General features: G+C 72.5%; 22 protein-coding genes and 1 pseudogene. 13 read left to right on the top strand and 10 right to left on the bottom strand.

The window, feature by feature from the left end; genetic code table 11:
* The first annotated feature begins 283 nt into the window (after positions 1-283).
* The 3 genes from BQ9890_RS01530 (at position 284) to BQ9890_RS01540 (ending at position 7909) form a co-directional block, all read left to right on the top strand.
* Complete coding sequence (locus BQ9890_RS01530; protein WP_268258637.1) at positions 284-4234, top strand: multifunctional oxoglutarate decarboxylase/oxoglutarate dehydrogenase thiamine pyrophosphate-binding subunit/dihydrolipoyllysine-residue succinyltransferase subunit; 3951 nt, start codon at positions 284-286, stop codon at positions 4232-4234.
* A gap of 156 nt (positions 4235-4390) precedes the next feature.
* Positions 4391-4990 carry a GDSL-type esterase/lipase family protein gene (locus tag BQ9890_RS01535; RefSeq protein WP_075888802.1) on the top strand — a complete coding sequence of 200 codons (600 nt, stop codon included), beginning with the start codon at positions 4391-4393 and terminating at the stop codon, positions 4988-4990.
* 102 nt (positions 4991-5092) lie between these two features.
* Positions 5093-7909, top strand: coding sequence for a cation-translocating P-type ATPase (locus tag BQ9890_RS01540; RefSeq protein ID WP_075888804.1), 2817 nt, complete (start codon positions 5093-5095; stop codon positions 7907-7909).
* A gap of 85 nt (positions 7910-7994) precedes the next feature.
* Here BQ9890_RS01540 and BQ9890_RS16770 read toward each other — a convergent pair whose 3' ends face one another.
* From BQ9890_RS16770 to BQ9890_RS01550, 3 genes are all read right to left on the bottom strand, one after another.
* Positions 7995-8069, bottom strand: coding sequence for a 50S ribosomal protein bL37 (locus BQ9890_RS16770; protein WP_380976188.1), 75 nt, complete (start codon positions 8067-8069; stop codon positions 7995-7997).
* Between the two features lie 111 nt (positions 8070-8180).
* A complete protein-coding gene (locus tag BQ9890_RS01545; RefSeq protein WP_075888806.1) occupies positions 8181-8447 on the bottom strand; it encodes a mycothiol system anti-sigma-R factor in 267 nt (88 codons plus the stop codon).
* Positions 8444-9028 (bottom strand): sigma-70 family RNA polymerase sigma factor, encoded by a 585-nt coding sequence (locus BQ9890_RS01550; protein ID WP_075888808.1) that lies wholly within the window; start codon positions 9026-9028, stop codon positions 8444-8446. The genes BQ9890_RS01545 and BQ9890_RS01550 overlap by 4 nt, the downstream gene beginning before the upstream one ends.
* 286 nt (positions 9029-9314) lie before the next feature.
* Between BQ9890_RS01550 and BQ9890_RS01555 the strand changes: the two genes are divergently transcribed.
* The 3 genes from BQ9890_RS01555 to rsgA are packed head-to-tail and all read left to right on the top strand — an operon-like array spanning position 9315 to position 12309.
* Complete coding sequence (locus BQ9890_RS01555; protein WP_075888810.1) at positions 9315-9821, top strand: DoxX family membrane protein; 507 nt, start codon at positions 9315-9317, stop codon at positions 9819-9821.
* Positions 9818-11254 carry a 3-phosphoshikimate 1-carboxyvinyltransferase gene (gene aroA, locus BQ9890_RS01560; RefSeq protein WP_075888812.1) on the top strand — a complete coding sequence of 479 codons (1437 nt, stop codon included), beginning with the start codon at positions 9818-9820 and terminating at the stop codon, positions 11252-11254. Before BQ9890_RS01555 ends, aroA begins: the two co-directional genes overlap by 4 nt.
* On the top strand, positions 11251-12309 hold the full coding sequence (gene rsgA, locus BQ9890_RS01565) for a ribosome small subunit-dependent GTPase A (protein WP_075888814.1): 1059 nt from the start codon (positions 11251-11253) through the stop codon (positions 12307-12309). The genes aroA and rsgA overlap by 4 nt, the downstream gene beginning before the upstream one ends.
* A 20-nt stretch (positions 12310-12329) precedes the next feature.
* Here the strand turns inward: rsgA and BQ9890_RS01570 are convergent, their stop codons facing one another.
* Positions 12330-13067, bottom strand: a complete 738-nt coding sequence (locus BQ9890_RS01570) for a glutamine amidotransferase (protein WP_075888816.1) — start codon at positions 13065-13067, stop codon at positions 12330-12332.
* Between the two features lie 134 nt (positions 13068-13201).
* Here BQ9890_RS01570 and hisN point away from each other — a divergent pair, with 134 nt between their 5' ends.
* The 3 genes from hisN to BQ9890_RS01585 all read left to right on the top strand — a co-directional run bounded on the left by hisN (position 13202) and on the right by BQ9890_RS01585 (position 17968).
* A complete protein-coding gene (gene hisN / locus BQ9890_RS01575) occupies positions 13202-14092 on the top strand; it encodes a histidinol-phosphatase (RefSeq protein ID WP_078062509.1) in 891 nt (296 codons plus the stop codon).
* A gap of 73 nt (positions 14093-14165) precedes the next feature.
* Positions 14166-15386 carry an exonuclease SbcCD subunit D gene (locus tag BQ9890_RS01580; RefSeq protein WP_075888818.1) on the top strand — a complete coding sequence of 407 codons (1221 nt, stop codon included), beginning with the start codon at positions 14166-14168 and terminating at the stop codon, positions 15384-15386.
* The gene (locus BQ9890_RS01585) at positions 15383-17968 is read left to right on the top strand and encodes an AAA family ATPase (RefSeq protein WP_075888820.1); all 2586 of its coding nucleotides are present in this window, start codon (positions 15383-15385) and stop codon (positions 17966-17968) included. The genes BQ9890_RS01580 and BQ9890_RS01585 overlap by 4 nt, the downstream gene beginning before the upstream one ends.
* On the opposite strand, the pseudogene BQ9890_RS16775 reads toward BQ9890_RS01585, so the two are convergent.
* The 3 genes and pseudogenes from BQ9890_RS16775 to BQ9890_RS01595 all read right to left on the bottom strand — a co-directional run.
* Positions 17921-18229: pseudogene (locus BQ9890_RS16775) on the bottom strand (DUF6912 family protein); the annotation flags it as partial. The gene BQ9890_RS01585 and the pseudogene BQ9890_RS16775 overlap by 48 nt on opposite strands.
* A 44-nt stretch (positions 18230-18273) precedes the next feature.
* A complete protein-coding gene (locus BQ9890_RS01590) occupies positions 18274-19689 on the bottom strand; it encodes a CpaE/TadZ family protein (protein WP_143226197.1) in 1416 nt (471 codons plus the stop codon).
* Entirely contained in the window at positions 19686-20312 is a 627-nt protein-coding gene (locus BQ9890_RS01595) for a hypothetical protein (protein ID WP_075888824.1), read from the bottom strand. The genes BQ9890_RS01590 and BQ9890_RS01595 overlap by 4 nt, the downstream gene beginning before the upstream one ends.
* A 140-nt stretch (positions 20313-20452) precedes the next feature.
* On the opposite strand from BQ9890_RS01595, the gene BQ9890_RS01600 reads away from it, so the two are divergent.
* From BQ9890_RS01600 to BQ9890_RS15085, 3 genes are all read left to right on the top strand, one after another.
* On the top strand, positions 20453-20665 hold the full coding sequence (locus tag BQ9890_RS01600) for a helix-turn-helix domain-containing protein (protein ID WP_075888826.1): 213 nt from the start codon (positions 20453-20455) through the stop codon (positions 20663-20665).
* Positions 20666-21543: 878 nt separating this feature from the next.
* Positions 21544-22182, top strand: coding sequence for a DUF305 domain-containing protein (locus BQ9890_RS01610; RefSeq protein WP_075888830.1), 639 nt, complete (start codon positions 21544-21546; stop codon positions 22180-22182).
* A gap of 75 nt (positions 22183-22257) precedes the next feature.
* A complete protein-coding gene (locus tag BQ9890_RS15085) occupies positions 22258-22968 on the top strand; it encodes a CueP family metal-binding protein (RefSeq protein ID WP_075888832.1) in 711 nt (236 codons plus the stop codon).
* A 65-nt stretch (positions 22969-23033) separates the two neighbouring features.
* Here BQ9890_RS15085 and BQ9890_RS01620 read toward each other — a convergent pair whose 3' ends face one another.
* Positions 23034-23597, bottom strand: coding sequence for a hypothetical protein (locus BQ9890_RS01620; RefSeq protein WP_075888834.1), 564 nt, complete (start codon positions 23595-23597; stop codon positions 23034-23036).
* Positions 23598-24083: 486 nt separating this feature from the next.
* Between BQ9890_RS01620 and BQ9890_RS14630 the strand changes: the two genes are divergently transcribed.
* Positions 24084-24788, top strand: coding sequence for an SbcC/MukB-like Walker B domain-containing protein (locus tag BQ9890_RS14630; protein WP_075888838.1), 705 nt, complete (start codon positions 24084-24086; stop codon positions 24786-24788).
* 323 nt (positions 24789-25111) lie between these two features.
* On the opposite strand, the gene BQ9890_RS01635 is transcribed toward BQ9890_RS14630, so the two are convergent.
* Positions 25112-25636 (bottom strand): DUF6912 family protein, encoded by a 525-nt coding sequence (locus BQ9890_RS01635; RefSeq protein WP_195907604.1) that lies wholly within the window; start codon positions 25634-25636, stop codon positions 25112-25114.
* A gap of 44 nt (positions 25637-25680) precedes the next feature.
* A complete protein-coding gene (locus BQ9890_RS01640; protein WP_075888842.1) occupies positions 25681-26502 on the bottom strand; it encodes a MinD/ParA family ATP-binding protein in 822 nt (273 codons plus the stop codon).
* Positions 26503-26786 lie beyond the last annotated feature (284 nt).

Here is a 26786-nt window from a genome sequence, read left to right on the forward strand (position 1 = left end):
CTTCACCCGCGCTGGGGTCGGCGTCTGGCGTGTGGGTCGGGAGTGGTCGGCCGCAACTGTCACTGTCCATGATGCTCAGCATCCTAGTGGGAGCCCCTGCGGCCCCGACACCCCGCGCGCGGGTCGGGTCGGGCACGCCCCGGCCCAGCGTCTCCCCCAGTGTGTGGCAACCCCGGGGACAGGGACGGCAAAATTGTCTCCACGTCAAGATAACGTGGGGACTTTCGTCATATGCTGGTGGGCGTCCTTGGGCCAAGACGCGCGACGAACGGGAGCGACGACAGTGGATCGATCGACCAGCGGGCAACCCACACAGGGCGGGACGCCGGCGGACCAGTGGTACATCGACGAGATGCTCGCCCAGTACCGGCGCGATCCCTCCTCGGTCGACCAGTCCTGGCGGGACTACTTCGCGGCGGCACTGCCGGCACCCGAACCGGTCTCGACCCCGCCCGAGGGGCGCGGGAACACCGGTGCACCCGCACCCGCACCCGTCGGGGACGACGGACCCGGCACCGGCGCCGAGGACCCGGGGGTGCCACCCCAGCTGCGTCACTCCGCACCGCCCGCGCCCCCCGCCCCGCCCGCCCCTGCGTCGCCCTCGTCGTCCCCCACCCCGGCCCGGCGGACCGCGCCCCGCGGCGCCGACCCCGACCTGGCCCGGGCGACCGTCGCCGCGGAGGAGGCCTTCGCACAGAAGCAGGCCGTCCAGGAGATGCCCCGCAACACCGTCTCCGTCACCCGCTCCGACCTGCCCCCGGCGCCGCCCTCGCAGATGAGTGAGGCCACCTCTCCCTACACCCGCCTCCAGCACGCACGTGCGGCGGCCGCCCTCAACGCCGACGCCCCCACCGAGGACACCACGGAGGTGCTCAAGGGGATCGCACGCGCCACCGCGAAGAACATGGAGACCTCCCTGGGGGTCCCCACGGCGACCTCGTCGCGACAGATCCCGGCCAAGCTCCTCATCGAGAACCGCGTCCTGCTCAATGCGCACCTGGCCCGCACGGTCGGCGGCAAGGTGTCCTTCACCCACCTCATCGGCTACGCGGTCGTCGAGGCCCTGTGCGAGATGCCCGCGATGAACGTGCGCTACTCACCCAAGGACTCCAAGCCCGCCGTGGAGCACATGGCCCACGTCGGCTTCGGACTGGCCATCGACGTCGCCCGCCCCGACGGCACACGCAACCTCATCGTCCCCGTCATCCATGAGGCCGACACCCTGACCTTCATGGAGTTCGTGGCCGCCTACGAGGACATCGTGCGCCGCGCACGCTCCGGGAGCCTCACCGCGGAGGACTACGCCGGGGCGACGGTCTCCCTGACCAATCCCGGCACCCTGGGCACCACGACCTCCGTCCCGCGCCTGATGAGCGGGCAGGGACTGATCGTCGGGGTGGGGGCCACCGACTTCCCCGCGGAGTACGCGGGGGTCTCGCCGCGCAAGCTGGCGCTGCTGGGCATCGGCAAGACGATGTACATGTCCTCCACCTACGACCACCGCGTCATCCAGGGGGCGGCCTCGGGTGAGTTCCTGCGACTGGTCTCCCACAAGCTGGCCGGGCAGGACGGTTTCTACGACCGGGTCTTCGACGCCCAGCACGTCCCCCACCCCCCGTACCACTGGGAGGCGGACCACGAGTACGACATCGAGCGGGAGAAGGGCAAGCCCGCCCGCATCGCCGAGCTGATCCACGCCTACCGCTCACGCGGGCACCTGGCGGCCGACACCGATCCGCTGGCCTACCGGGTGCGCCGCCACCCCGACCTCGACATCACCAGCTACGGCCTGTCCGTGTGGGACCTCGACCGCGCCTTCCCCACCGGGGGGCTGGGCGGGGAGGACCAGATGCTGCTGCGCGACATCCTGGCCCGTCTCCGCGACACCTACACCCGGTCCGTGGGCATCGAGTACATGCACATCCAGGACCCGATCCAGCGCAAGTGGGTCCAGAAGCGCATCGAGCGGCAGTACTCGGCCCCCACTCCGGAGGAACAGCGCCACATCCTCTCCACCCTCAACCACGCCGAGGCCTTCGAGGAGTTCCTCCAGACGAAGTACGTCGGCCAGAAGCGCTTCTCCCTGGAGGGCGGGGAGTCACTGATCCCCCTGCTCGACACGATCCTGGCCGACGCCGCCAGGCGCGGCACCCACGAGGTCGCCATCGCGATGGCCCACCGTGGACGCCTCAACGTGCTGGCCAACATCGCCGGGAAGTCCTACGGGCAGATCTTCTCCGAGTTCGAGGGCAACCAGGACCCGCGCACCGTGCAGGGCTCGGGGGACGTCAAGTACCACCTCGGCACCGAGGGCGTGTACTCCGTCGACGACGGCCTGGCCACCAAGGTCTACCTCGCGGCCAACCCCTCCCACCTCGAAGCCGCCGACGGCGTGCTGGAGGGCATCGTGCGCGCCAAGCAGGACGAACTGGGCGACCCGGACCTGCCGGTGGTCCCCATCCTCATCCACGGCGACGCCGCCTTCATCGGCCAGGGCGTGGTCCAGGAGACGCTGAACATGAGCCAGCTGGCGGGCTTCCGCACCGGCGGCACGATCCACGTCATCGTCAACAACCAGATCGGCTTCACCACCGGCCCGACCTCCGGACGCTCCACGCGCTACCCGACCGACCTCGCCAAGGGCCTGCAGGTGCCGATCCTCCACGTCAACGGCGACGACCCGGAGTCAGTGGTCCGGGTGGCGACCCTGGCGGCACACTACCGCGAGGAGTTCCACAAGGACGTCATCATCGACATGGTCTGCTACCGCCGACGCGGGCACAACGAGGGCGACGACCCCTCGATGACCCAGCCGGTCATGTACGGACTCATCGGCCACATCCCCTCCACCCGCGCCGTCTACACCCGCAACCTCATCGGACGCGGACAGCTGACGGATGAGCAGGCGCAGGCCTCCATCAAGGAGTACGAGGACGAGCTGGGCAAGATCCTCGCCGAGACCCGCGAGCACGGGTGGAAGCCCTCACCCTCCGAGATCCCGGAGCCCGGGGCGCCGGACTGGGAGGTCCCGGAGTCGCAGCTGCCCGGCCAGGGCATGATGATCGGCTGGGAGTCCGCCACCACGGAGGCCTCCATCCACCGCATCGGCGACGCCTACCGCGCGTTCCCCAAGGGCTTCACCCCCCACCCCAAGATGGCCCAGCTGTGCGAGCGCCGGTGGAAGATGGCGCACGGGCGCACCCCCATCGACTGGGGCTTCGGCGAGCTGCTGGCACTGGGCACCCTGCTCATGGAGGGCACGCCGGTGCGCATGAGTGGTCAGGACGCGCGCCGTGCCACCTTCGTCCAGCGCCACGCCGTCCTCCACGACCACGACGACGGCCGGGAGTTCACGCCGCTGCGGTTCCTCACCGCGGACCAGGCCACGTTCGACATCTACGACTCCCCGTTGTCCGAGTACGCCGTGATGGCCTTCGAGTACGGCTACTCCGTGGAGCGCCCCGATGCGCTGGTCCTCTGGGAGGCCCAGTTCGGCGACTTCGCCAACGGCGCCCAGACGGTGGTGGACGAGTTCGTGAGCTCAGCGGAGCAGAAGTGGGGTCAGCGCTCCTCCGTGGTCCTGCTCCTCCCCCACGGCTACGAGGGTCAGGGGCCGGACCACTCCTCGGCGCGTATCGAGCGCTACCTGTCCCTGGCCGCGGAGAACAACATGTGGGTGGTCCAACCCTCCACCCCCGCCAACCACTTCCACATGCTGCGCTCCCAGGCCTACCACCGCCCGCGCCGTCCCCTGGTCGTGTTCACCCCCAAGCAGTTGCTGCGGCTCTCCGCGGCGACCTCCTCGGTGGAGGACTTCACCACCGGCGCGTTCCAGCCCGTCATCCCCGACCACGAGCCGCAGGTCCTGGCCCATCCGGAGGCGGTCGACCGTCTGGTGCTGTGCTCGGGCCGCCTCTACTACGACCTGCTCAAGGAACGTTCCGCCCGGGAGGACTGGAGGACCGCCCTCGTCCGCGTGGAGCAGCTGTACCCCCTGCCCACCGAGGAGGTCGCCGCCCAGCTCGCCACCTACCCCGGTGCCGAGGTGGTCTGGGTCCAGGACGAGCCCCGCAACCAGGGGCCCTGGCCGTTCCTGGCCCTCAACCTGGTCCCCGAACTGGGTGTGGGGGTGCGGGTCGTCTCCCGTCCCGCGAGCGCCTCACCCGCAGCAGGACGGGCCTCGCTGCACAAGCAACAGCACGTCGCACTGCTGGAGGAGGCATTCTCCCGCTGATGTCCCACTACCCTGTGGGTGTGGGAACAGGAAGGGGACGAGGGCGCACCAGCGCCCGCCCCGGGCCTGCGCGCCCCACGGCGCCCCGTCGTGGGGCCGGGCGTGACAGGAGCGTCCCGGGCACGTGCGACCACCGGACCTGGGGAGGAGCGCCACATGCGGATCTGCATCGTCGGTGACGAGATGGTCGCCGGTGTGGGAGACCCCCGTGGTCTGGGCTGGGTCGGCCGGGCGGTGGCGCGCACGCAGTTCCCCGAGCCCCCCGTCGTCATGCCGCTGGCCGTCCCCGGGGAGGACACGGGTGCCCTGGCGGGCCGCTGGGAGTCGGAGGTCACGGCCCGTCTGGCACAGGGTGGGGACAACCGCCTGGTCGTGGGCGTGGGGGCGGCCGACGTGCCCGCCGGGATCTCCACCCCACGGACCCGCCTCAACATGGCCAACATCGTCGACCGCGCGGCGAACCTCCGGATCCCCACGATGGTGGTGGGTCCCCCACCCCTGGCCGGGGCCGACCGCAACCACCTCCGCTCCCTGTCGCGTGCCTGCGCGGAGGTGTGCGAGCGTCGCCACATCCCCTTCGTCGACGTGCTGGCACCCCTGGTCGGGCACGAGCAGTGGACGGAGGACATGACGGCCTCCACCGCGCGCACGGTCGGCGGAGCCACGCTGCCGGGACAGGCCGGGTACGCCCTCATCGCGTGGCTGGTCCTGCACCAGGGCTGGCACGAGTGGTTGGGGACCGGCCCGCGCGAGTGAGGCCCGGGCGTCGGAGGGCACGCGACGCCGGACCGGTGCGCGACACGCGCCGACGTGGGCACCACTTGCAGTGCCTCCCCCCCACCGACCGACCATGGGACCATGACGAGTTCCAGCACCGCGCAGCACGACTCCAGGCCCGACAGCCCTTCCGACGGCGGCGGGGTGTGGTCACGTCCCACGGATGAGGTGTTGCGGGAACTCGACACCTCGGAGGAGGGGCTCTCCTCCGACGCCGCAGCGGCGAGGGCGCAGGAAGCTGGCCCCAATGAGCTGCCCACGCCTCCCGCGCCCAATCCCGTGATGCGCTTCCTCTCGCACTTCAACGACATCCTCATCTACATCCTGCTGACTGCCGCGGTCCTCAAGGCCATCATGGGCGAATGGGTCGACGCAGGCGTCGTCTTCGCCGTCGCGCTGGTCAATGCGGTCATCGGATTCGTGCAGGAGGGCCAGGCCCTGGACTCCCTGGACGCCATCCGCTCCATGATGACGGCGCGTGCCCGGGTCCGCCGCGACGGCGAGTGGAGCGACGTGGACGCCGTGGAACTGGTTCCCGGTGACGTGGTGGCCCTGGGCGCGGGGGACCGCGTGCCCGCCGACCTGCGTCTGCTCACCTCCTCCCAGTTGCGCATCGAGGAGTCCGCCCTGACCGGGGAGTCCGTGCCCTCCTCCAAGGACGCTGCCCCCGCCGAGCCCGATGCCGGCGTCGGGGACCGCACCTCCATGGCCTTCTCCGGCACCATCGTCTCGGGTGGACAGGCCACCGGTGTGGTGACCGGGACCGGCGCACACACGGAGATCGGTCGTATCCGCGGCATGGTCTCCGAGGCGGGCGATGACGCCCTGGACACACCGCTGACCCGCCAGCTGACCCGCTTCGGCCGGATCCTGTCCCTGGCGATCCTCGCCCTGGCGGGGTTCATGCTCGTCATCGGCCGCCTGGTCCACGAGTTCCCGCCCGCGGAGCTGATCTCGGCCGCCATCGGTTTCGCCGTGGCGGCCGTGCCCGAGGGTCTCCCCGCCATCATCACCATCTCCCTGGCCCTGGGCGTCCAGCAGCTGGCCCGACGCCGCGCCATCACCCGTCGCCTGCCGTCGGTGGAGACACTCGGCGCGGTGAGCACCATCTGCTCCGACAAGACCGGGACGCTGACGCTGAACGAGATGTCCGTCCGAGAGGTGGTCACGGCCGGGTCCTCCTACGAGGTCACGGGCATGGGGTACACCCCCGAGGGCGCGGTGCTGGCCGGTGGCGAGCCCGCGGACCTGGACTCCCACCCCGACCTGTTCGCCCTCGTGGAGACCATGGCGGTGTGCAACGACGCGACCCTCACCCGCAACGGCAACGGCGACAACGAGGGCGATGAGGACAGCGACGGCGACGGCGCCCCGGGGCCCGACGGGGAATGGCAGTTGGTCGGCGAACCCACCGAGGGCGCGCTCACCGTCCTGGGGCTCAAGGCGGGCATCGACACGGAGGGCTACGAACGTCTGGATGTCCTGCCCTTCGACTCCGAGCACAAGTACATGGCCGTCCTCGTCCGCACCCCCACCGGGAGCGGAGGCGCCCACGAGGGCGGCACGGAGGTGCTGGTCAAGGGAGCGCCCGACCGCGTCCTGGAACGCTGCTCGCAGCAGCTGGGAGCCGATGGTCAGCCCGAGCCGCTGGACCGCGCACACTGGGAGGAGGCCATCGATGACCTCGGTGCGCAGGGCCTGCGCGTCCTGGCCGCGGCCCACCTGTCCCGCGCTCCCGGCGGGTCCGAGGACCTCGACCAGGACTCCGTCGCGGAGGGGATGGTGCTGCTGGGGCTGACCGGCATCGTCGACCCGCCCCGTCCCGAGGCGATCGAGGCGATCGCCACGTGCCACCGCGCGGGGATCGCCGTGTCCATGATCACCGGGGACCACGCGGGCACCGCCCGTGCGATCGCCCGGGAAATGGGGATCATCGACTCCCCCGATGCGCCGGTCCTCACCGGGACCGAGATCGAGGCCATGCCCCAGTCCCGACTGGAGAAGAAGGCCCCCGGCGTCCACGTGTACGCCCGCACCAGCCCCGAGCACAAGATCCGGATCGTGCGCGCACTCCAGGCGCGCGGCCAGGTGGTGGCGATGACCGGGGACGGCGTGAATGACGCCCCCGCCCTCACGCGCGCCGATGTCGGGGTCGCGATGGGGATCAAGGGCACGGAGGCCACCAAGGACGCCGCCGACATCGTGCTGGCCGACGACAACTTCTCCACCATCGAGCTGGCCGTGGAGGAGGGGCGACGCATCTACGACAACATCGTCAAGGCCGTCGTCTTCCTGCTCCCCTCCAACGGCGCCCAGGCCCTGGTGCTGCTGGTGGCCGTCCTGGCCGGATGGGCCCTGCCCCTGGACCCGGTGCAGGTGCTGTGGATCAACATGGTCACCGCGATCACTCTGTCGGTGACGCTCGCCTACGAGGGCCCCGAGCCCGGCCTCATGGCCCGCCCGCCGAGGCCGGGACGCGCCCCACTGCTGGGAGCGCGCTCCCTGCGCCAGATCGCCTTCGTGTCGGTGCTGATCGGTGCGGCCACGCTGGCCACGTTCCTCGTCACCCGCGACGGGACCGGGGACATCCGCGTCTCCCAGACGGTTGCCGTCAACACGCTGGCCTTCGCCCAGTTGGCCTACCTGTTCAACTGCCGTTTCCTCCACACGACGTCCCTGCGCCGTGAGGTCGTGGGCACCAACCGCGTCGTGTGGATCAGCGTCGTGTCACTGCTGGCCCTGCAGGTGCTCTTCGTCCACGCGCCCTTCATGCATGTGCTGTTCCACTCCGCACCCGTGAACTGGTTGGGGTGGGTCCTGCCGGCAGCGGTGGCGGTGGCGGTGTTTGTCCTCGTGGAGCTGTGGAAGTGGGCGGGGAGGGCCCGGGCTGGGCGTTGAGTCGGCACGGGAGACAGAAGTGCCCGGCAGCCTGGCTGCCGGGCACTCCACAAGCTGTCAGGACCTTGCGGTCCCCTCCCACGTGTCAGGCGTTTGGACGCTTGCCGTGGTTCGCTCCGTGCTTGCGACGGTCACGACGCTTACGACCCTTCTTCGACATGACCCCTCCTTCGCTCGTGGACTCAACCCGGACAGTCTCCCACACCTGTCCACCGGGCGACAAACCTCACGGGCGCCCCGCGACGCAGCTCACGCCCGTGTCCGGGGCACGTCACTGCGTGCGGCGCACCCGGGTCGTCATCGAGACCACGCGCACACGGAGTGCGGCAGGAGCGTGCACACTCTCACCACAGCAACGCCGCAGCAGCTCGCGCACGTGCCTCTCCGCATCCACCGCGTCACGACAGGACGGGCACACCGCGGCATGCGCCGCCAGCAGCGCCCGCGAGCGCTCATCGATGGCGTCCTCGTCCGCGTCCACCAGTTCGTAGATGTGGTCGAGCAGTTCCTGACAGGTGGGGTCCTCCGAGCAGCTCACTTCACTCCCCCGATCCCGTACTCGGCCGCGTAGTCGGCGAGCTTCTCGCGCAGGATCCGACGCCCCCGGTGCAGGCGACTCATGACGGTGCCGATGGGCACGTCCAGGATCTCGGCGATCTCCTTGTAGCTGAAGCCCTCCACATCCGCCAGGTACACGGCCATGCGGTACTCCTCGGAGAGTTCCTCCATGGCCTGTCGCACCTGGGAGGAGGGCATGCGGTCCAGTGCCTCCGCCTCGGCGGAACGCAGCCCGCGGGAGTCGTGGGAGGCGGCGTCGGCCAACTGCCAGTCCTCCACGGTGTCGGTGCCGGCCCGCTTGGGGGAACGCTGCACCTTGCGGTACTGCGTGATGTAGGTGTTGGTGAGGATCCGGTAGAGCCAGGCCTTGATGTTGGTGCCCGGCCTGTACTGGCCGAACTTCGCATAGGCCTTGGCGAAGGTCTCCTGGACCAGGTCCTCGGCATCGGTGGGATTGCGCGTCATGCCCAGTGCCGCCCCGTAGAGCTGGTCGAGCAGGGGCAGCGCCTCGGCCTCGAAGCGCGTGTCGAGGTCGGAGCGGTCAGCTGCGGCAGTGTCCATTGCCCCCAAGGCTAGCGCCGCGAGGACACATGCGGCTCGCAGGAGGATGGGAGTGGGCGCGGCGGGCACCGGTCTGGCGGACGGGTGCGCGTTGTCGGCATGCGCCCGGATGGCGGAGGTGGGGCCGGTCGACGTCGCGGGGTGCGGTCCTGAACTCCCGGGACCGGGGTCGAGGGCGGCACCCCCGGCATTCCTGGGGTGGGGTTCCATGCTCTCTGGAACGTCGACGCGTCCCGAATTGTTCCATCGGCTCGCCCCGGGGCCCCACACGTCGGACAATGGGGGCATGAACATCTTGCGGATGGTTGCCCGGCCCCTGCTCGCTGCCCCCTTCATCGCCGACGGGATCTCCGCCGTGCGTGACCCGGACCCCCATGTCGAGCGCGCCCACGTCGTGACCCCCCTGCTGGAGCGTGCCGGCGTCGAGGTCGACGACTCCCAGCTGCGCCTGGCCACCCGCGTCGTGGGTGCTGTCACCACCCTGGCCGGTGTCTCCCTGGCCCTGGGCAAGGGGGTGCGCACCTCAGCGGCCGTGCTGGCCACGGTGGCCGTGCCCCTGGCCGTGGTCAACAACCCCGTCTGGACCGCCTCCACCTCCGACGAGCGACGCCTCCTGCGTCGCGGACTCACCCGTTCCCTGGCCCTCTTCGGCGGGCTGGTCATCGCCAGCACGGACCGCCAGGGCCGCCCCTCCGCCGCCTGGAGCCTGCGCAACCACTGCCAGCAGCGCAGCGAGCTCAAGCAGGTCAAGGCCCAGGCCTGGGAGGACGCCCAGCGGGTGTACCAGGGATGACCCCTGTTCCTCCCCCCACCGACCTTCCCGGCGCATCCGCCGCCCCCGGCGACACCCAGTGGTGGCCGGCGCCCACATCACGCGGTCCGCTCTCGGCCCACGTCCAGGTCCCCGGGTCCAAGTCGGAGACCAATCGCGCCCTGCTTCTGGCGGCGACGGCTGACACACCGGGCCGGGTCCGCGGGGCCCTCGACTCCCGCGACACCCGCCTGATGACGGAGGCCCTGGAGGCCCTGGGAGCCGACTTCTCCCGGGAGGCCCCCACCGGTGACCTCCTCGTCACCCCGCTCGGACGACCCCGCGGCGGGGCGACCCTCAACTGCGGCCTGGCGGGCACCGTCCTGCGTTTCCTCCCTCCCCTGGCGGCACTGGCCGAGGGGACCACGACCTTCATCGGGGACGAGGCCGCCCAGGTGCGTCCCGTCCGCCCGGTGCTGGCGGCGCTGGAGACCTGGGGGGCGCGTGTCACCTCCCTGGGTGAACCCGGCTTCCTTCCCTTCCAGGTCTCGGGTGCGGGTGCCCTGCCCCTGCCCGGAGCTCCCCGCGAGGTCGAGGTCGATGCCTCCGCCTCCTCCCAGTTCGTCTCCGCGCTCCTGCTCTCGGCGCCCCTCATGGATGGTCCGGTGACGGTGCGCGCCCGGGGCCGGGTGGTCTCCCTGCCCCACGTCGCCATGACGGTGGCGGCCCTGCGCGCCCGCGGCGTGCGCGTGGACACCCTCCTCGACGAGGGCGGGGCCTCCCACTCCTGGACCGTCTCCCCGGGGCGCCCCCGAGGTGGGGAGGTCACCATCGACCCCGACCTGTCCAATGCCGGTCCCTTCCTCGCCGCCGCCCTCGTGTGCGGAGGGACCGTGCGGGTGGCGCACTGGCCGACCCACACCACCCAGGCGGGCGACGCCTGGCGCCACCTGCTCCCCCGCATGGGTGCCGACGTGGTCCTCGACGAGGGCGGCCTGCGGGTGGACGGACCCGGACGCGAGGGACTGCTCGGCATCGACGCCGACCTCTCCGACGTCGGCGAGCTCACGCCCACAGTGGCTGCACTCGCCGTCCTGGCCACCACACCGAGCAGGATCACCGGCATCGCCCACCTGCGCGGGCACGAGACGGACCGTCTGGCCGCCCTCGCCACCGAGATCACCCGACTGGGCGGTCAGGTGCGCGAGCTGCCCGACGGACTCGAGATCCACCCCGTCCCGCTGCACGCCGCGCGCCTGCGCACCTACGGCGACCACCGCATGGCCACCTTCGCCGCCGTCGTCGGACTGGCGGTGCCGGGCGTGGAGGTGCAGGACGTGGCCACGACGTCGAAGACCCTGCCCGGCTCCCCCCGCCTGTGGACCTCGATGCTCTCCGGCGGTGACCGGGGTCGTGGCGGCACCGGGGACCCCGGAGGCACTCGGGGCGCCGGCCGCACGGGGAAGCGGCCGTGAGCCGCGACACGGGCACCGACGACCCGCGCGTGAGGGTCCGACCCGGGCGTGGGTCCCGTCCCCGGACGAAGGTCCGTCCCGACTGGTCGGAACGCCCCCTGGGCCGCGTCGTGTCCATCGACCGGGGGCGCTACGGCGTCGTCACCGGGGGCGACGTGCGCCTGCAGGCCGTGCGCTCCCGGGAGCTCGGACGCGGATCGGTCGTCATGGGCGACCGGGTGCGACTCACCGGGGACCTCTCGGGCCGCCCCGACACCCTGGCCCGCATCGTGCGCGTCGAGGAACGCACCACGGTCCTGCGCCGCTCCCTGGAGGACGCACCGGGGGAACGCGGGGAGAAGGTGATCGTCGCCAACGCCGAGGTCATGGTCATCGTCGTCGCACTGGCCGACCCGCCCCCGCGCACCGGCATGGTGGACCGCTGCCTGGTGGCCGCCTACGAGGCGGGCCTGGAGCCGGTCCTGTGCCTCACCAAGGCCGACCTGGCGGATCCCACCCCCTTCACCGCGCAGTACCGCGACTTCGACCTGCGCGTCGTGGCCACGTCCTGGCACGACGGGGAGGGCACCGGTGTGGAGGAACTCGCCGGGATCCTGCGGGGCCGTTTCTCCGTCATGGTCGGGCACTCAGGGGTGGGGAAGTCGACCCTGATCAACGAGCTCGTCCCCGGGGCCGACCGTGCCACCGGTGTCGTCAACGCGGTGACCGGCCGCGGGCGCCACACCTCGACCTCCGCGGAGGCCTTCGAGCTGCCCGGTGGTGGCTGGGTGGTGGACACACCCGGCGTGCGTTCCTTCGGTCTGGGACACGTCCAGCCCTCCGACGTCCTCGCCGTCTTCCCCGATGTCGCCGAGGCCGCCACGTGGTGCCTGCCCATGTGCACCCACCTGGCCGGTGAGCCCTCCTGCGCACTCGATGCCTGGGCGCAGGGACGCACCCCCTTCGAGCCCGTCGACGCGGAGGAGGCTGTGCGCAGGGCGTCCCGCGTGGCGTCCGTGCGGCGCCTCCTGGAGGGACTCGCCGTGGCGGAGGCGGCGGTCCGGGCGGCGCGCTGAGCGGGCTCCCGCAGGAGGTCTCAGGACCTGCGGAACTCGCGCACGAAGTTGGACAGGACCAGATGCGCGGGACTGACGTCCACCGAGCGCACGCCCTCCTCGATGCGGGAGCGCTCCGAGGGTGGGTAGTAGCCGCGGTCCGCGTACTCGTTGATGCGCACGAGGATGCCCGCCAGGTCCAGTTCGGGGTGGAACTGCGTGGCCCACGCCCGCTCCCCCACCCGCACCATCTGGACGGGGGTGGCCTCCGTGGTCACCAGGAGCGTCGCGCCGGGAGCGATCCCGGAGGCCGCCTCGTGGTGGCCGACGTACCCGTGGAAGACGTCGGGGACACCCTGCAGGAGGAGGTCGTCGTGCCCGGCCGGTGTGAGACGCAGTTCGGGCCCTGAGATCTCCTCGGCGTGGTCGGTGTCCAGGGTGCCCCCGAGGTGGCGGGTCAGGGTCCCCAGTCCGTAGCAGACGCCCAGGTAGGGGATCCCCCGGTCGAGCGCGAGGTCGAAGAAGCTCGCGAGGTGGGCCTCGATGCCACGCTGCAGGGGGGACTTGGCGTCCTCGGGGGCGCCGGCGTCGAAGGGTGACCCGCACAGGATGACCCCGGACCAGTCAGCAGGATCGATGTCGGGGAAGGGCTCACGTTCCAGGCGCACCCTCACGACCTCGTCGGGGGCGAGGCCCCCGATGCGTGGCAGCGCCTCGAGCTCGTCGGCGGCGACGACCTCGTCATCGCGCGAGGTGAGCATGAGGAAGGGCTTGGGCATGGGCCCACACTACGACAGGGGTGCGCTCCCGCGCCTGCACTGGGCTGCCCCTCCACCCGACGGCCCCACGGGACCTGTCCCACGGGCAGTGGGGCACCGTGTCCGGGGGCCACCCCACGCGCTACGGTGGTGGCATGCCCCAGAGCCGACGCTACAACGACGACCTGCGCCTCGCCCACGTCCTGGCCGACCAGGTCGACGCCCTTACCCTCTCCCGATTCGGCGCCCAGGACCTCGTCGTGGAGTCCAAGCCGGACATGACGCCGGTGACGGATGCGGACCGTGCGGCGGAGGACCTCATCCGTTCCCAGCTCTCCCACACGCGCAGCCGTGACGCAGTCCTGGGCGAGGAGCGCGGCGCGAGCGGCCACTCCACGCGCCAGTGGGTCCTCGACCCCATCGACGGGACGAAGAACTTCGTGCGCGGCGTACCGGTGTGGGCGACGCTGATCGGACTCGTGGAGGACGGCGAGGTCGTCATGGGCGTGGTCTCCGCCCCGGCACTGAAACGGCGCTGGTGGGCGGCCCAGGGCCAGGGCGCCTGGACGGGCACGTCCCTCATGCGCGCCAAGCGGCTGCAGGTCTCCTCCGTGGCCACCGTGGGCGAGGCGTCCCTGTCCTACTCCTCCCTGGACGGCTGGCTCCACCACGGCCGCGGCGGGCAGTTCCTGGAGATGCAGTCCTCCTTCTGGCGCACCCGGGCCTACGGCGACTTCTGGAGCTACATGCTGGTGGCAGAGGGCGCGGTGGACGTCGCCTGCGAACCGGAGCTCGAGGTCCACGACATGGCCGCGCTGGTGCCCGTCGTCACCGAGGCAGGGGGACGATTCTCCTCCCTGACGGGTCAGGAGGGTCCCTGGGGCGGCAATGGCCTGGCCACCAACGGTCTCCTCCACCAGCCGGTCCTGGACGCCCTGGACTGGCCCGAGGAGCCACCCGGCGAAGAGGTCGAGTGGTTCGAGGACCAGGGCACCGACGAGGACGGGGGCACGGACCGGGAGGCGCAGGGCATCCACCGACCCTGAGTCCCCACGCCACCCGTCCACACCCGTGGTCCGTCAGGACCCAGATGCCCGAGCCCGGGAGCACACTGGCCACATGCTGATCCTCCACACCTCGGACTGGCACCTGGGACGCAGCCTGCACGGCGCCGACCTGGGTGGGGCCACCGCCGCCTTCCTCGACTGGTTGGGGGGCCTCGTCGAGGAGCGCGGCGTGGACGCCGTCCTGGTCTCGGGCGACGTGTTCGACCGGGCGGTCCCCCCGGTGGGCTCCCTCAACCAGATGTCGCAGGCCCTGGCCCGACTCTGCGCGGTGACACGGGTGGTCCTGGTCCCCGGCAACCACGACTCCGCCACGCGACTGGGGTTCACCTCCGAGCTTCTGCGTGCGAGCCTGACGATCCTCTCCGACCCGCTCGACATCGGCCGTGGCGTGGAGGTGCACGGCGCGGACGGCGAGGTCGCCCTCGTCTACCCGATCCCCTACCTGGAACCGGACCTGGTGCGCGACGCGCTCGCGGAGGGGGCCGACGCCCCGGACCCGACGCCCCTGCCCCGCAGCCACGAGGCTGTCATGGCCGCAGCCCTGCGCCGGGTGCGCACCGACCTCGTGCGCCGACGCGGGCGCGGGGAGGAGTCGGCGGCCATCGCCATGGTCCACACCTTCGTCACCGGGGCCACGCCCTCGGACTCGGAGCGCGACATCCAGGTCGGTGGCGTCCCCTCCGTCCCTGCCCTCCTCTTCGACACGCTGGGGGCCGACCCCGGCGTCGAACCGCTCGGGCACGGCCTCGACTACGTCGCCGCCGGCCACCTGCACCGCCCCCAGGACGTCGCCGGCGCCCGTGTGCCCATCCGGTACTCCGGCTCCCCCATCGCCTACTCCTTCTCCGAGGCCGGTGCCGCGAAGTCCGTCACCCTGCTCGACATCGGGGGCGGGGCGCTGCGGGACACGGAGGTCGTCCCGGTCCCCACGGCCCGGCGGCTGTCCGTGGTGGCGGGCCCCATGGAGCAGCTCCTCTCCCCCGCCTTCGACGAGGTGGCGGAGGACTACCTCTCGGTCACGGTCACCGATGACGCGCGTCCCCCCGAGATGGTGGCCCGCCTGCGTGCCCGCTTCACCCACGCGCTCGTGGTCCTCCACCAGCCCGGTCACCTCCCCGACACCGCCGTGGCCGTGGCGGGTGCCGTGGGGCGGAGCCCCCGGGAGGTGGCACGCGACTTCTTCACCGAGGTGGGTGGGCGCCCGCTCGACGAGGAGGAGACGAAGGTGCTCGACGACGTCTGGACCGAGGTCTCCCGGGAGGTGGGGGCATGAGGCTGAGGACACTCACCTTCACCGGGATCGGCCCCTTCGCGGGGCGGGAGACCATCGACTTCACCCGCTTCGAGGACTCCGGCCTGTTCCTGCTGGAAGGTCCCACGGGGGCGGGGAAGTCCACCGTCATCGACGCCGTCGTCTTCGCCCTCTACGGGGACGTGGCCCGTCAGAAGGACTCCTCCAAGGACCGGCTCCGCTCCGCCTACGCCGGGCCGCGCGACCCCAGCAGCGTCGAGCTCGACTTCGAGGTACCCACCGGCACCTACCGCGTCACCCGCACCCCGAGCTTCCACCGGGAGGGACGTCGTACCCCCGTCAACACCACGGTCCACCTGGAGCGCCTCGCCGAGGGGACCGACGGGGAGCCGGTGCCGGTCGAGGGGATCTCGCGCAGCATCGGTGAGGCCGATGCCGAGATCACCCACCTCATCGGTTTGACCAAGGACCAGTTCCTCCAGACCGTCGTCCTGCCCCAGGGGAAGTTCTCCCGCTTCCTCACCTCCTCCTCGGAGGAACGCCAGGGCATCCTCCGGGACATCTTCGACGCCGCCGTCTTCCAACGCGTCCAGGAGGGACTCCAGGAGAGGGCTCGGGGAGCCGGTGCCGCAGTGGTCGCTGCGGAGCGGGCGCTGCGTGAGGCCGCGGCCGCCTTCACCCTCCCCGACGAGGGCGCCTCCACCGACGCCACCGGTACCGGGACCGAGGGCGGGACCGACACGCACGGCGGGACCGGCACGGCCGGCACGGACGGCGCGGGCGGCACGGCCGGCACGGACGGCGCGGGCGGCACGGACGGCACGGCCGGCGCGGCCGGCGGAGCCGGAGCCCCCTCGGACGTGACCGCGCCGGCCGCCTCCCCGGCCCCGGACCCTGACCGTCTGCGCGACCTGGTCCAGGGCGACTGCGCGGAGCTGCTCCCCGCTGCGGACGCCCTCGTCGCCCGGGCCCGGGCACGCAGCCGGGCGGCCGCGCAGCGCGCCGACGTGACCGCCGCTGCGTCCGCACGGGCCGCAGCCGCACTCACCACGGTGGAGGAGCTCGACGCCCTGGTCGTCGAACGCGCAGGGCTCGAGGGACGCCTCGCCGACCTCCTCGCCGAGGAACCCGGGATCGCCCGCCAGCGTGAGCGCCTGGACGCGGCCAACCGGGCCGCCCTCGTCGCCTCCGCACTGGAGGCGGCACGACGCAGCGCCGCCACGCTCACCACCGCAGAGCAGGCTCTCGACGACGCCCTCGCCCACGCCACGCAGGTGGATGTGCTGCCCGAGGACGCCGATCCCTCCGACACGGACCAGCTCGCCGTGCACCTGCGCCACCAGCGCGAGGACCTCACCGCACGCCGGGGCGCCCTCGTCGACCTGCTGGCCCTGGAGGCGGGGCTCCCCCTGCGCCAGGCAGACCTGGACGAGGAGGACAGGCGCCTGCGGGAGGCCGAGGCGGACCTGGTCGAGTCACGGGAGGAGGCCGCGGCCCTGCCCGAGCGCATCACTGCCGCACGCGCCGCCGCCGAGGAGGCACGCCGCGGCGCCGGACGACTGCCCGCCCTGGAGGAGAGGGCCCGCACCCTCGCCGCGCGCCTGGCCGCCGCCGAGGAGGCCGAGCGCCTCGCGACGGACCTCGCGGAGGCCACTGCCACCGAGGAGGCCGCCGGCGACCGGGCCCGCATGGCTGCGGACCGTGCCCACGAGGCCCACATCCGCTGGCTCCACGGAACCGCCGGGACCCTGGCCGCCGGACTCACGGAGGGGGAGCCCTGCCCCGTGTGCGGGTCCCCGGAACACCCTCGGCCCGCGCCAGTCCCTGAGGGAGGTGCCGTCACGCTGGAGGAGGTCGAGCGCCTCTCCGAGGTCCAACGCGCGGCCGACCGGGCACTCGCCTCCGCACGCGAGCAGCACGTGCGCCTCGAAGCCGCCCTGGAGAACCGGCGTGCGCTGGCCGACGGGGACCTCGCTGCGATCCGCTCCGAGGTCGACGCCGTCGCAGCGGACACCCTCACGGCCCGGGGAGACGTGGACCTGGCCGAGGAGGCCACCGCGCGCGTGGAGGAGCTCAGCTCCCGTCACCGGGAACTCACCGGCGAGATCGGGGAGCGCGCGACGCAGCTGGCCGCGGCCCGGGCGGACGCCACCGCCCGGCAGCACTCGTTGGACGCCGATCGCACGCGCTGCAGGGACAGGGCCGGCTCCGAGGGCTCCCTCGGAGCACTGGACGCGCGTCTCTCCGCCGCCCTCCGGGCTGCCGAGCAGGCGCTGGACACACTGGCGGCCCGGGAGGCTGCTGCCCGCGCCCACCAGGAGGCCCTCCTCCGGCGTGACCACGACCTCGCGGAGGCCGGGTTCCCGACGGGCGAGGAGGGCGCACAGGTGGCCGGTGCCTCCCTGCTCGGGGCGCCTGCCACCGCCGAGCTGCGCGAGGCGGTCACCACCCACGAGCAGGGACTGGCCTCCACCCGTGATGCACTCGCCCAGNGCGGCCGCCAGGACGGCACCGACCGCGTCCTCCGCGTCCGGTCCGTCCACGAGGATCGCGGTGACATCGCTCCAGGAGAGCTGGCCCGCAGCCACCTCGGCGATCCGTGAGGTGGCATCCGCCGGATCCATCACCGCGACCGTGCCGGGGTCGGCATCCGCGGCCAGGACGATGCGGCGTCGGGCCTCCACGCCCTCGGCCTCGCGCAGACGCATGAGGGAGACCAGCGCCGCCTCCGTCTGGGCGGAGTCCTCCAGCACGTCAGCGTCCTCGCCCGTGGCCTCCGGGGGCACCACGGCCGTGAAGGCGGATGTGACCGGGGGCCTGTCGTCGGCGAGGTCGGAGCTGGTGGCCGGGATGTACACGCGCATGCGGTCAGTGTCCCACACCGACCCGGTCCCCCGACCTCGACGGTTCAGGGTCGACGCCGCCCCCAGCGACGACGCCGACGCCTCCGGGGTGTCGTCCCGTCCCGTCCCCCCACCGCCTCCGCGAGTTCCTCCAGCGCTCGGGAGGCCTCGCAGGCAGGAGCCAGGTCGACCACCGGGCCTGCCCGGAGCAGGGCTGCCGAGACGGCGTCGTCCCTGGGCACCAGGTGGACGAGGCGGCCGGGGACGACTGCTGAGACCGCGTGGGAGACGGCGCTCGACGGTCTTCGACCTGAAGCATGCGTCGACACGCCGTTGACCACGACGCTCGGCTCGGCCTCCGCCCCGAGTTCCTCCCACCACTGGTGCGCGAGGGCGAGACGGTTGATCCCCACCGGGTCACCGCGGCACACCGAGAGCGTGGAACCTGCGGCGCGCAGGACCGTGGAGACGACCTCGTCGCGCCCACCCCGGTGCCGGGGGCGCGCGGGAACCGGGTCCAGGGAGCCTGCGGCAACGTCCACCACGACGAGATCACACACGGTGGAGACCACCTCGAGGACGGAGCGCAGGGCCTCGGGCGAGACCTCGTTCCAGCGCTGGGGCACTGCCAGGCCGGTGAGCACCGACAGACCGTCCGTGACGGGGACGAGTGCGCGTCGCACCTCTTCCTCCCCCAGCGCTCCGCGGGCGGCGAAGCGTGAGAGCGCCGCGAGCCCGGGAGCGTCGACCGGCAGACCCAGGATGTGCGCGACGGAGGGTGCAGCGGTGTCCGCATCCAGGAGGACCACCTGCCGGTCCCGCGAGAGGACGGAGGCAACGTTGAGTGCGACGGTGGAGCGCCCGGGCGCCCCCGAGGTTCCCCACACCGCGAGGATCCCTCCGGGAACCGCCTCCGCACCGGTACCGGAGTCCCCCTCCGGACCCGGATCCCCACCGAGGTCGGGGTCCGCGTCGGAGGGCCGATCCGCAGGACCCGCTGCCGGTGTCCCACCGCGTCTCCCCGGCGTCCTCCCCCCGGCGCCCTCCCCGGATCCCGACCCGACGCGCGGCCCGCGCCCGACACCCCCCGGCAACACGTCCCCCGGTTCCCCGGCGAGCGTCAGCAGGGCCGCCACCAGTCGTTCGGGACTGCGTGCGTCGACCACCGCATCGGCACCGATCGCACGCAGGCTGTCCCCGCGCCCGCCCGTCCCCCCGTCGCCGCGACCCCCGTCCACGAGCACGACCAGTGCCATCCCCGCCCCGTGCAGGTCCTCCACCACCACGGCATCCAGATCGGGGTCCTCACCGTCGATGACCCCCACCCGCGCCAGCCCGGCACCGGCAGCAGCACGCACCTCGGCGAGGTCGGCGCACCGTCGCACCACGACGAGGGTCTCCGACTCGGCGTCGATGGCCTGGACCAGCGCACCCTCCAGATCCCCCGGGGCGAGGATGGCCACCCCCTGCCGCCTGCTCATCCGCCCACGGGGACCGCGGTCACGACCCCGTCCCCGCCCGTCGCCTCCAGGACGGCGGGGAGGTCCCCGACGGCGAGGCGCACCTCGATCCTGGTGCCGCCCTGGGAGACGATGCCTCCCGTGGCCTCCGCGACCCGGACCAGGGTCACGTCGGAGGCGACCAGGCGGGGCGCCTCGCGCTCGCCCCCGACGCGCGAAGTCGGCACGAACCACAGCTCCAGGACCGTTCCCGGAGACGCGGAGTCGGGCAGCCCGGAGGAGACACTGACCATGAGTCGACGGAAGTCCACGTCCGCGCGGGCCGAGACCGCGGCGCGCGCGAGCAGTTCGCCGACATCCATCGAGCGTGTCGCCACCGCTCCCTCCGGGAGCTCGCCGTAGGGGAGATAGGCCCCTGAGGAGATGCGTGCCTCGGCGGCCCGGGTGTTCGTCCCGTCGAGGGTCTCCCCGACCGCCACCTGCCGGGTCACCTCGTAGTGCTGGCTCCCACCCCGCGCCCGGGTGACCAGGAGAGTGCAGACCAGGACGGAGACCACGATGAGGACGACGCCCACCACGAACCGTGGGTCCCTCCAGACCCCCGGCCGCTTCCGCGCGACCACCGATCGCTTCACTGTGACCACAGGCACATCATGCACAATCGGGGACGGAATGGGAACCACTCCCGCACACCGGTGGACGGACATCCCGACGCGGATCGCGCCCGTCCACAATCGATGGGCCACGGATGACACGGACTGCCACCGAATGACATCATGACGACATGGCTCCGCGTTTCCTCACCCTCGCCGACGTCGCGAAGACGCTCAACCTCACCATGTCCGCGGCACGTGCCCTGGTCACCTCCGGCGAGCTCCCTGCGATCCAGGTCGGGGGCAAGAAGGTGTGGCGTGTCGAGGCCTCCGCCCTCGAGAAGTACATCGAGGACCAGTACGCGCTGGCCCGGGAGCGCACCCGTGCCCACTCCGCCGACTGACCGACGGGTCGCGCGTCGATGACGTCGACGCGACCATGGCCCCAGGAGCTCCTCGAGCCGCTGCCCTAGGCTGGACGGCGATGACTCGAGGACGGACTCCCCGACGAGGGCGGCCCTGTTGGCCGGCCCTCCGCTCACCCGTCCTCGCAGCGGTCCTGGTGGCTGCCGTCGTCCTCGGACTCGTGGTCATGCACGCGGTCGACCTCACCGGTGCAACCGCGCAGACGCATCCCGCCCCGGTCCCGGCGACGACCCACTCGACGGTGGACACCTCGGGGCAGGCGGGGGTGCATCCCGTGGCCGCCAGCACCAACGGTGTCCTCCCCGACCCGGGCCACGCTCCGGCAGTCGGCACGGCGAGCGGTGACCGGGCGGACACGCCCTGCCCCAGCTGCGTGGGTGGCACGCATTCCGGGGCGCTCATGACCTGCACCCTGGTCCTGCTCATCACACTGGTCGCCCTCGTCCCCCCGCGTCCAGGCGAGTTGGGCGCCCCCCTCCTGCGGCTGCGGGACCTCCCCCGGTCCGTTCCCGCACGACTTCCGTGCCCGCGGGCACCTTCCCTCCTCCAGATCGGCGTGTGCCGGACGTGAGGTGAGCCCCGCGGCGCACAGTGGCGCAACGGGGACGGGTACGAGGGCGGGGCGCGCGCGACGCGCCCGACCCTGCTCCCCGTGCCCGGTCCTGCCCGGCGCGGTGACACACCCCCAGCGGGCACGGGTACGACCCCTGCCGCATGTCGCGTCGGCACCCGGTTACGCACACGCCGCCCGTCCCGGCTGCTTCCCGGTGCCCTTGCACCCACGCACCCGCGCACCCGCGCACCCGCGCACCCGCGCACCGAACACGTTCCCACACCCGACTCCGGAGGAGTTCCCATGAAGCCCCACACCGTCCACCGACCCGGTCCAGCCCGGGTCGCCGCCCTCGTCGCCACCGCCGCACTCGTCCTGGCCGGATGCACCTCCGGTCCCGGGGAGCAGGACCGGTCCGACCCCACCCGGTTCGGACCCGACCAGAGCTCGGGAGCCACCGGGTCCTCCACGGTGGCGACCGACTTCAACGAGGCCGACTCCATGTTCGCGGCGATGATGGTCCCCCACCACGAGCAGGCCGTGGAGATGTCCGACCTCATCCTCGCCAAGGAGGGCGTCGACGCCCGGGTCACCGGGCTGGCCGAGGAGATCAAGGCCGCACAGGGCCCCGAGATCACCCAGCTGCAGGCGTGGCTCGACGCCTGGGGCGTGGAGGGGGACGACTCCCACATGGACCACTCGGGTCACGGCGACGGCATGATGGGCGACGACGACATGCGCGACCTCGAGAAGGCCACCGGTGCCGAGGCGTCCACGTTGTTCCTCGAGCAGATGATCACCCACCACGAGGGTGCCGTCGAGATGGCCCGTACGGAGGTCGCCGATGGCCGCAACCCCGAGGCCGTCGCCCTGGCGCAACGCATCATCGACGACCAGACCGCGGAGATCCAGCAGATGCGCGACCTGCTCGATGCCCTGTGACCCGCACCCCCCACGGTGGCCGCACACCACGCGGCCACACACCACACACGACCGACCCCACCGGAGAGACCCCAGATGACCGTCCACCACACCACCACAACTGCCCGACGCCGACGGGGACGGGTCGGGAGGCTCGCCCTCGCCGCCCTCCTGACCACCTCCGTGGCCCTGGCCGGCTGCTCGGAGGGAGGGACGGAGGAGACGCCCTCCGGGTCGGGGGCGGGCCCGTCAGCGACCGGTGCCCCCCAGTCCGGGACGGTCGACCCCGATGCGTCCCGGGGCGATGGACAGTCCGCATCGGCGGATGCCCTCCTCGCCGCACACGGCCTGGCCGGCGCGGACGCGCGGCAGGTCATCGACACCCTCGATGCGCAGCCGGTGGCGGAACGCCCCTCGGACCTCATCGCCTCGGTGCGCCCAGGCCAGCTCCTGCTCAGTGACGGCCAGGGGCAGGAGGCACCCCTGCCCATGCCGACGGATGCCTTCTACCTCTCGGTCGCCCCCTACGTCTCCGGGACGCATGAGTGCTTCTTCCACAGCCTCACGACCTGCCGGGGGGAGCTCGCCAACACACCCGTCCACGTCACGGTGACCGATGACAGCACCGGCCGTGTCCTGGTGGAGGAGGACATGAGCACCTTCGACAACGGGTTCGTCGGGCTCTGGCTGCCCCGCGGGATCGAGGCGACGCTGACCATCAGCAGCGACGGCCGCTCTGCCACCACCGGGATCTCGACGTCGGGGGACGAGGACCCGACCTGCCTGACCACCCTCGAACTGGTCTGAGGGCCGACCGTGGGCCCCGGGGCCCCGCGCACACCGCGCGTGGACGAACCCCCGGGGCCCACGTCTCAGCCGAGGGTGCCCAGCAGCCGGATCCTGCGGATACCCGTCAGCGACAGCGACACCACCGTGGGCGGGCCCCCGGCCGGACCCCGCACGGTGCCGCCCACCCCCGCCACGTCCGTGTCCAGGTCGAAATGATCGGCGAGCACGGCCTCCACGGCCCCCTGGTGCAGTCCGGCATCGTGGTCGATGACCACGAGCAGTCCCTGGTCAGCAGCCTCCCGCAGGACGTGGTCCACCCCCACGGTGTCGCCCAGACCCAGGCCCCCGGCTACGGCGCCCCCCATCGGCCAGGCAGCGACCACCGCTCCGGTCGGGACCAGTGAGTCGCCTCCCGGCGTGCGCAGGAGGACCCATGTGTCCGCGACGTCGACCACCTCACCCGCGAGCCGTTCTCCTCCTCTGACCAGCACTGACAGGTCACGACCCCGCATGGCGACCATCCGGGCGGCGAGGGTGACACCTGCGCGCTCGGCGTCCGTCAACTCCCCCACGACGGCATCCGCCTCGAGGCGCCGGTGGGCGTCGAAGCGCCCGGCCAGATCCGCCAGGAACAGCTCCAGGTCCATCGTCGAAGTCTCACACAGTCCACCACCGTCCACGACCCCTTGACGTCAGGACAGAGCTGTACCATGCTCAGTCAGTACGAACTGCCATCAACTGTTCGCTACCGAGACATGGAGGTCCCTGGTGTTGCTCCACGAAGATCCCCCTCAGTGCGGTCCCTCGCCGCCCACGTCGGTGTCGCCGAACCCCGTCGCTGCGACTCCGGAACCCCCACCGGGTGCGGTCGCGGCGTCCCGCCTCCTGTGGGCGTTGGGTGCCCCGACGGTCGCCGCCCTGGTCCTGGTCCCCCTCCACCTGGGGACCGAGGTCGTCCTGGGGGACCCCGTCCTCCTCCTGGCCGTGCTGCTGGGCGCCGGGACCGCGCTGCTGCTCACCTGGAACCTGGTGTGCATGCTCGCGGCCCACCTCGCCACCGCCACCCTCCTGCCGCGCGGTGCCACCCTTCTCCTCGCGCGGTTCGTCCAGCNGGTCTGGAGCGCCCGGACCCGGTGCCCGCCCGGACCGCGGCGGAGGCGGCGGCGCGTGCCCATGACGAGGCGCTGCGCCACGCGGGTCACTGCGACTCCCGCCTCGAGCACCTGCGTGGGGCGCGTCGCCGTCTCGGGGAACTGGTGGAGGACCTGGTCCGGGTGCGCGGCGCACAGGAGCCGGTGCGGCGCCTGGCCGCGCTGGCCACTGCGAGCACCCCGGAGAACCTCAGCCAGACGCCCCTGGGCTCGTGGGTGCTCATGTCGCGCTTCGACGACGTCCTGGCTGCCGCCAACCCGCGGCTCTCGGCCGTCTCGGAGGGTCGCTACGAGCTGCGCCGCACCCTCAACGACGACACCCGGGCCCGCAAGTCGGGACTGGGGCTGGAGGTGCTCGACCACGACACCGACGAGGCCCGCGCCCCGCGCACGCTCTCGGGTGGGGAGACCTTCTTCACCTCGCTGGCCCTGGCCCTGGGGCTCGCGGACGTGGTGACCGCGGAGGCGGGGGGCATCGAGTTGCGCACGATGTTCATCGACGAGGGGTTCGGCTCCCTCGACTCCGAGAAGCTGGACGTCGTCATGTCCCAGCTCGCCGCCCTGCGGGACTCGGGGCGCACGATCGGGGTCATCAGCCACGTCGAGGAGATGGCCCGCCGGATCCCCGACCAGGTCAACGTCCGGTGGAACCCGCGCTCGGGGTCCACCCTGTCCGTCCGCGCCTGACGCCCCTCCCCACCCCACCGCGAAGTCCGCTCTGTTCCACCCTCGAAGTCCGCTCTGTTCGGACCGCGAAGTCCGCTCTGTTCCCAGCGCGGAGTGCGGACCGTGCACGACCGCCGCTGGTCCGCCCTTCTCCGGTTGTGGGGACGGTCCTGCTCGCCCCACGACGACGGAGCGCAGAGCGACGGGATCCACGACTCCGGTTGAGATCCACAGTTGTGGCTGAGATCCACGCCCACACCCCGGTACTTCAACACGAACCCGGTACCTCACCAGCACGCCGGTCCCTCAGCGGCCAGGGATCCAGGCTCCCCCGGGGACCCGCGTCAGTTCTCCTCGGCTGGGTCAGTCCCCGCGGACGAGGACGCCCCACCGGATGGCTGGGGTCCTGCCAGCAGCAGGTCCCGCTCGGAGATGTCGAACCACTCCAGTGAGTGCTCCCACAGCGCGGCCACCGCTCGGTCCGCCTCCTCCTGGTCCGCGGCCGCCAGGACGGCACCGACCGCGTCCTCCGCGTCCGGTCCGTCCACGAGGATCGCGGTGACATCGCTCCAGGAGAGCTGGCCCGCAGCCACCTCGGCGATCCGTGAGGTGGCATCCGCCGGATCCATCACCGCGACCGTGCCGGGGTCGGCATCCGCGGCCAGGACGATGCGGCGTCGGGCCTCCACGCCCTCGGCCTCGCGCAGACGCATGAGGGAGACCAGCGCCGCCTCCGTCTGGGCGGAGTCCTCCAGCACGTCAGCGTCCTCGCCCGTGGCCTCCGGGGGCACCACGGCCGTGAAGGCGGATGTGACCGGGGGCCTGTCGTCGGCGAGGTCGGAGCTGGTGGCCGGGATGTACACGCGCATGCGGTCAGTGTCCCACACCGACCCGGTCCCCCGACCTCGACGGTTCAGGGTCGACGCCGCCCCCAGCGACGACGCCGACGCCTCCGGGGTGTCGTCCCGTCCCGTCCCCCCACCGCCTCCGCGAGTTCCTCCAGCGCTCGGGAGGCCTCGCAGGCAGGAGCCAGGTCGACCACCGGGCCTGCCCGGAGCAGGGCTGCCGAGACGGCGTCGTCCCTGGGCACCAGGTGGACGAGGCGGCCGGGGACGACTGCTGAGACCGCGTGGGAGACGGCGCTCGACGGTCTTCGACCTGAAGCATGCGTCGACACGCCGTTGACCACGACGCTCGGCTCGGCCTCCGCCCCGAGTTCCTCCCACCACTGGTGCGCGAGGGCGAGACGGTTGATCCCCACCGGGTCACCGCGGCACACCGAGAGCGTGGAACCTGCGGCGCGCAGGACCGTGGAGACGACCTCGTCGCGCCCACCCCGGTGCCGGGGGCGCGCGGGAACCGGGTCCAGGGAGCCTGCGGCAACGTCCACCACGACGAGATCACACACGGTGGAGACCACCTCGAGGACGGAGCGCAGGGCCTCGGGCGAGACCTCGTTCCAGCGCTGGGGCACTGCCAGGCCGGTGAGCACCGACAGACCGTCCGTGACGGGGACGAGTGCGCGTCGCACCTCTTCCTCCCCCAGCGCTCCGCGGGCGGCGAAGCGTGAGAGCGCCGCGAGCCCGGGAGCGTCGACCGGCAGACCCAGGATGTGCGCGACGGAGGGTGCAGCGGTGTCCGCATCCAGGAGGACCACCTGCCGGTCCCGCGAGAGGACGGAGGCAACGTTGAGTGCGACGGTGGAGCGCCCGGGCGCCCCCGAGGTTCCCCACACCGCGAGGATCCCTCCGGGAACCGCCTCCGCACCGGTACCGGAGTCCCCCTCCGGACCCGGATCCCCACCGAGGTCGGGGTCCGCGTCGGAGGGCCGATCCGCAGGACCCGCTGCCGGTGTCCCACCGCGTCTCCCCGGCGTCCTCCCCCCGGCGCCCTCCCCGGATCCCGACCCGACGCGCGGCCCGCGCCCGACACCCCCCGGCAACACGTCCCCCCGTCTGTCTCTTCTACCCCTCTCCCGTCCACAACACGGCCCACCTGGAGCGCCTCGCCGAGGGGGCC

Origin of the sequence: Actinomyces provencensis, assembly GCF_900155435.1 — a bacterium.
Lineage (GTDB): Bacteria > Actinomycetota > Actinomycetes > Actinomycetales > Actinomycetaceae > Pauljensenia > Pauljensenia provencensis.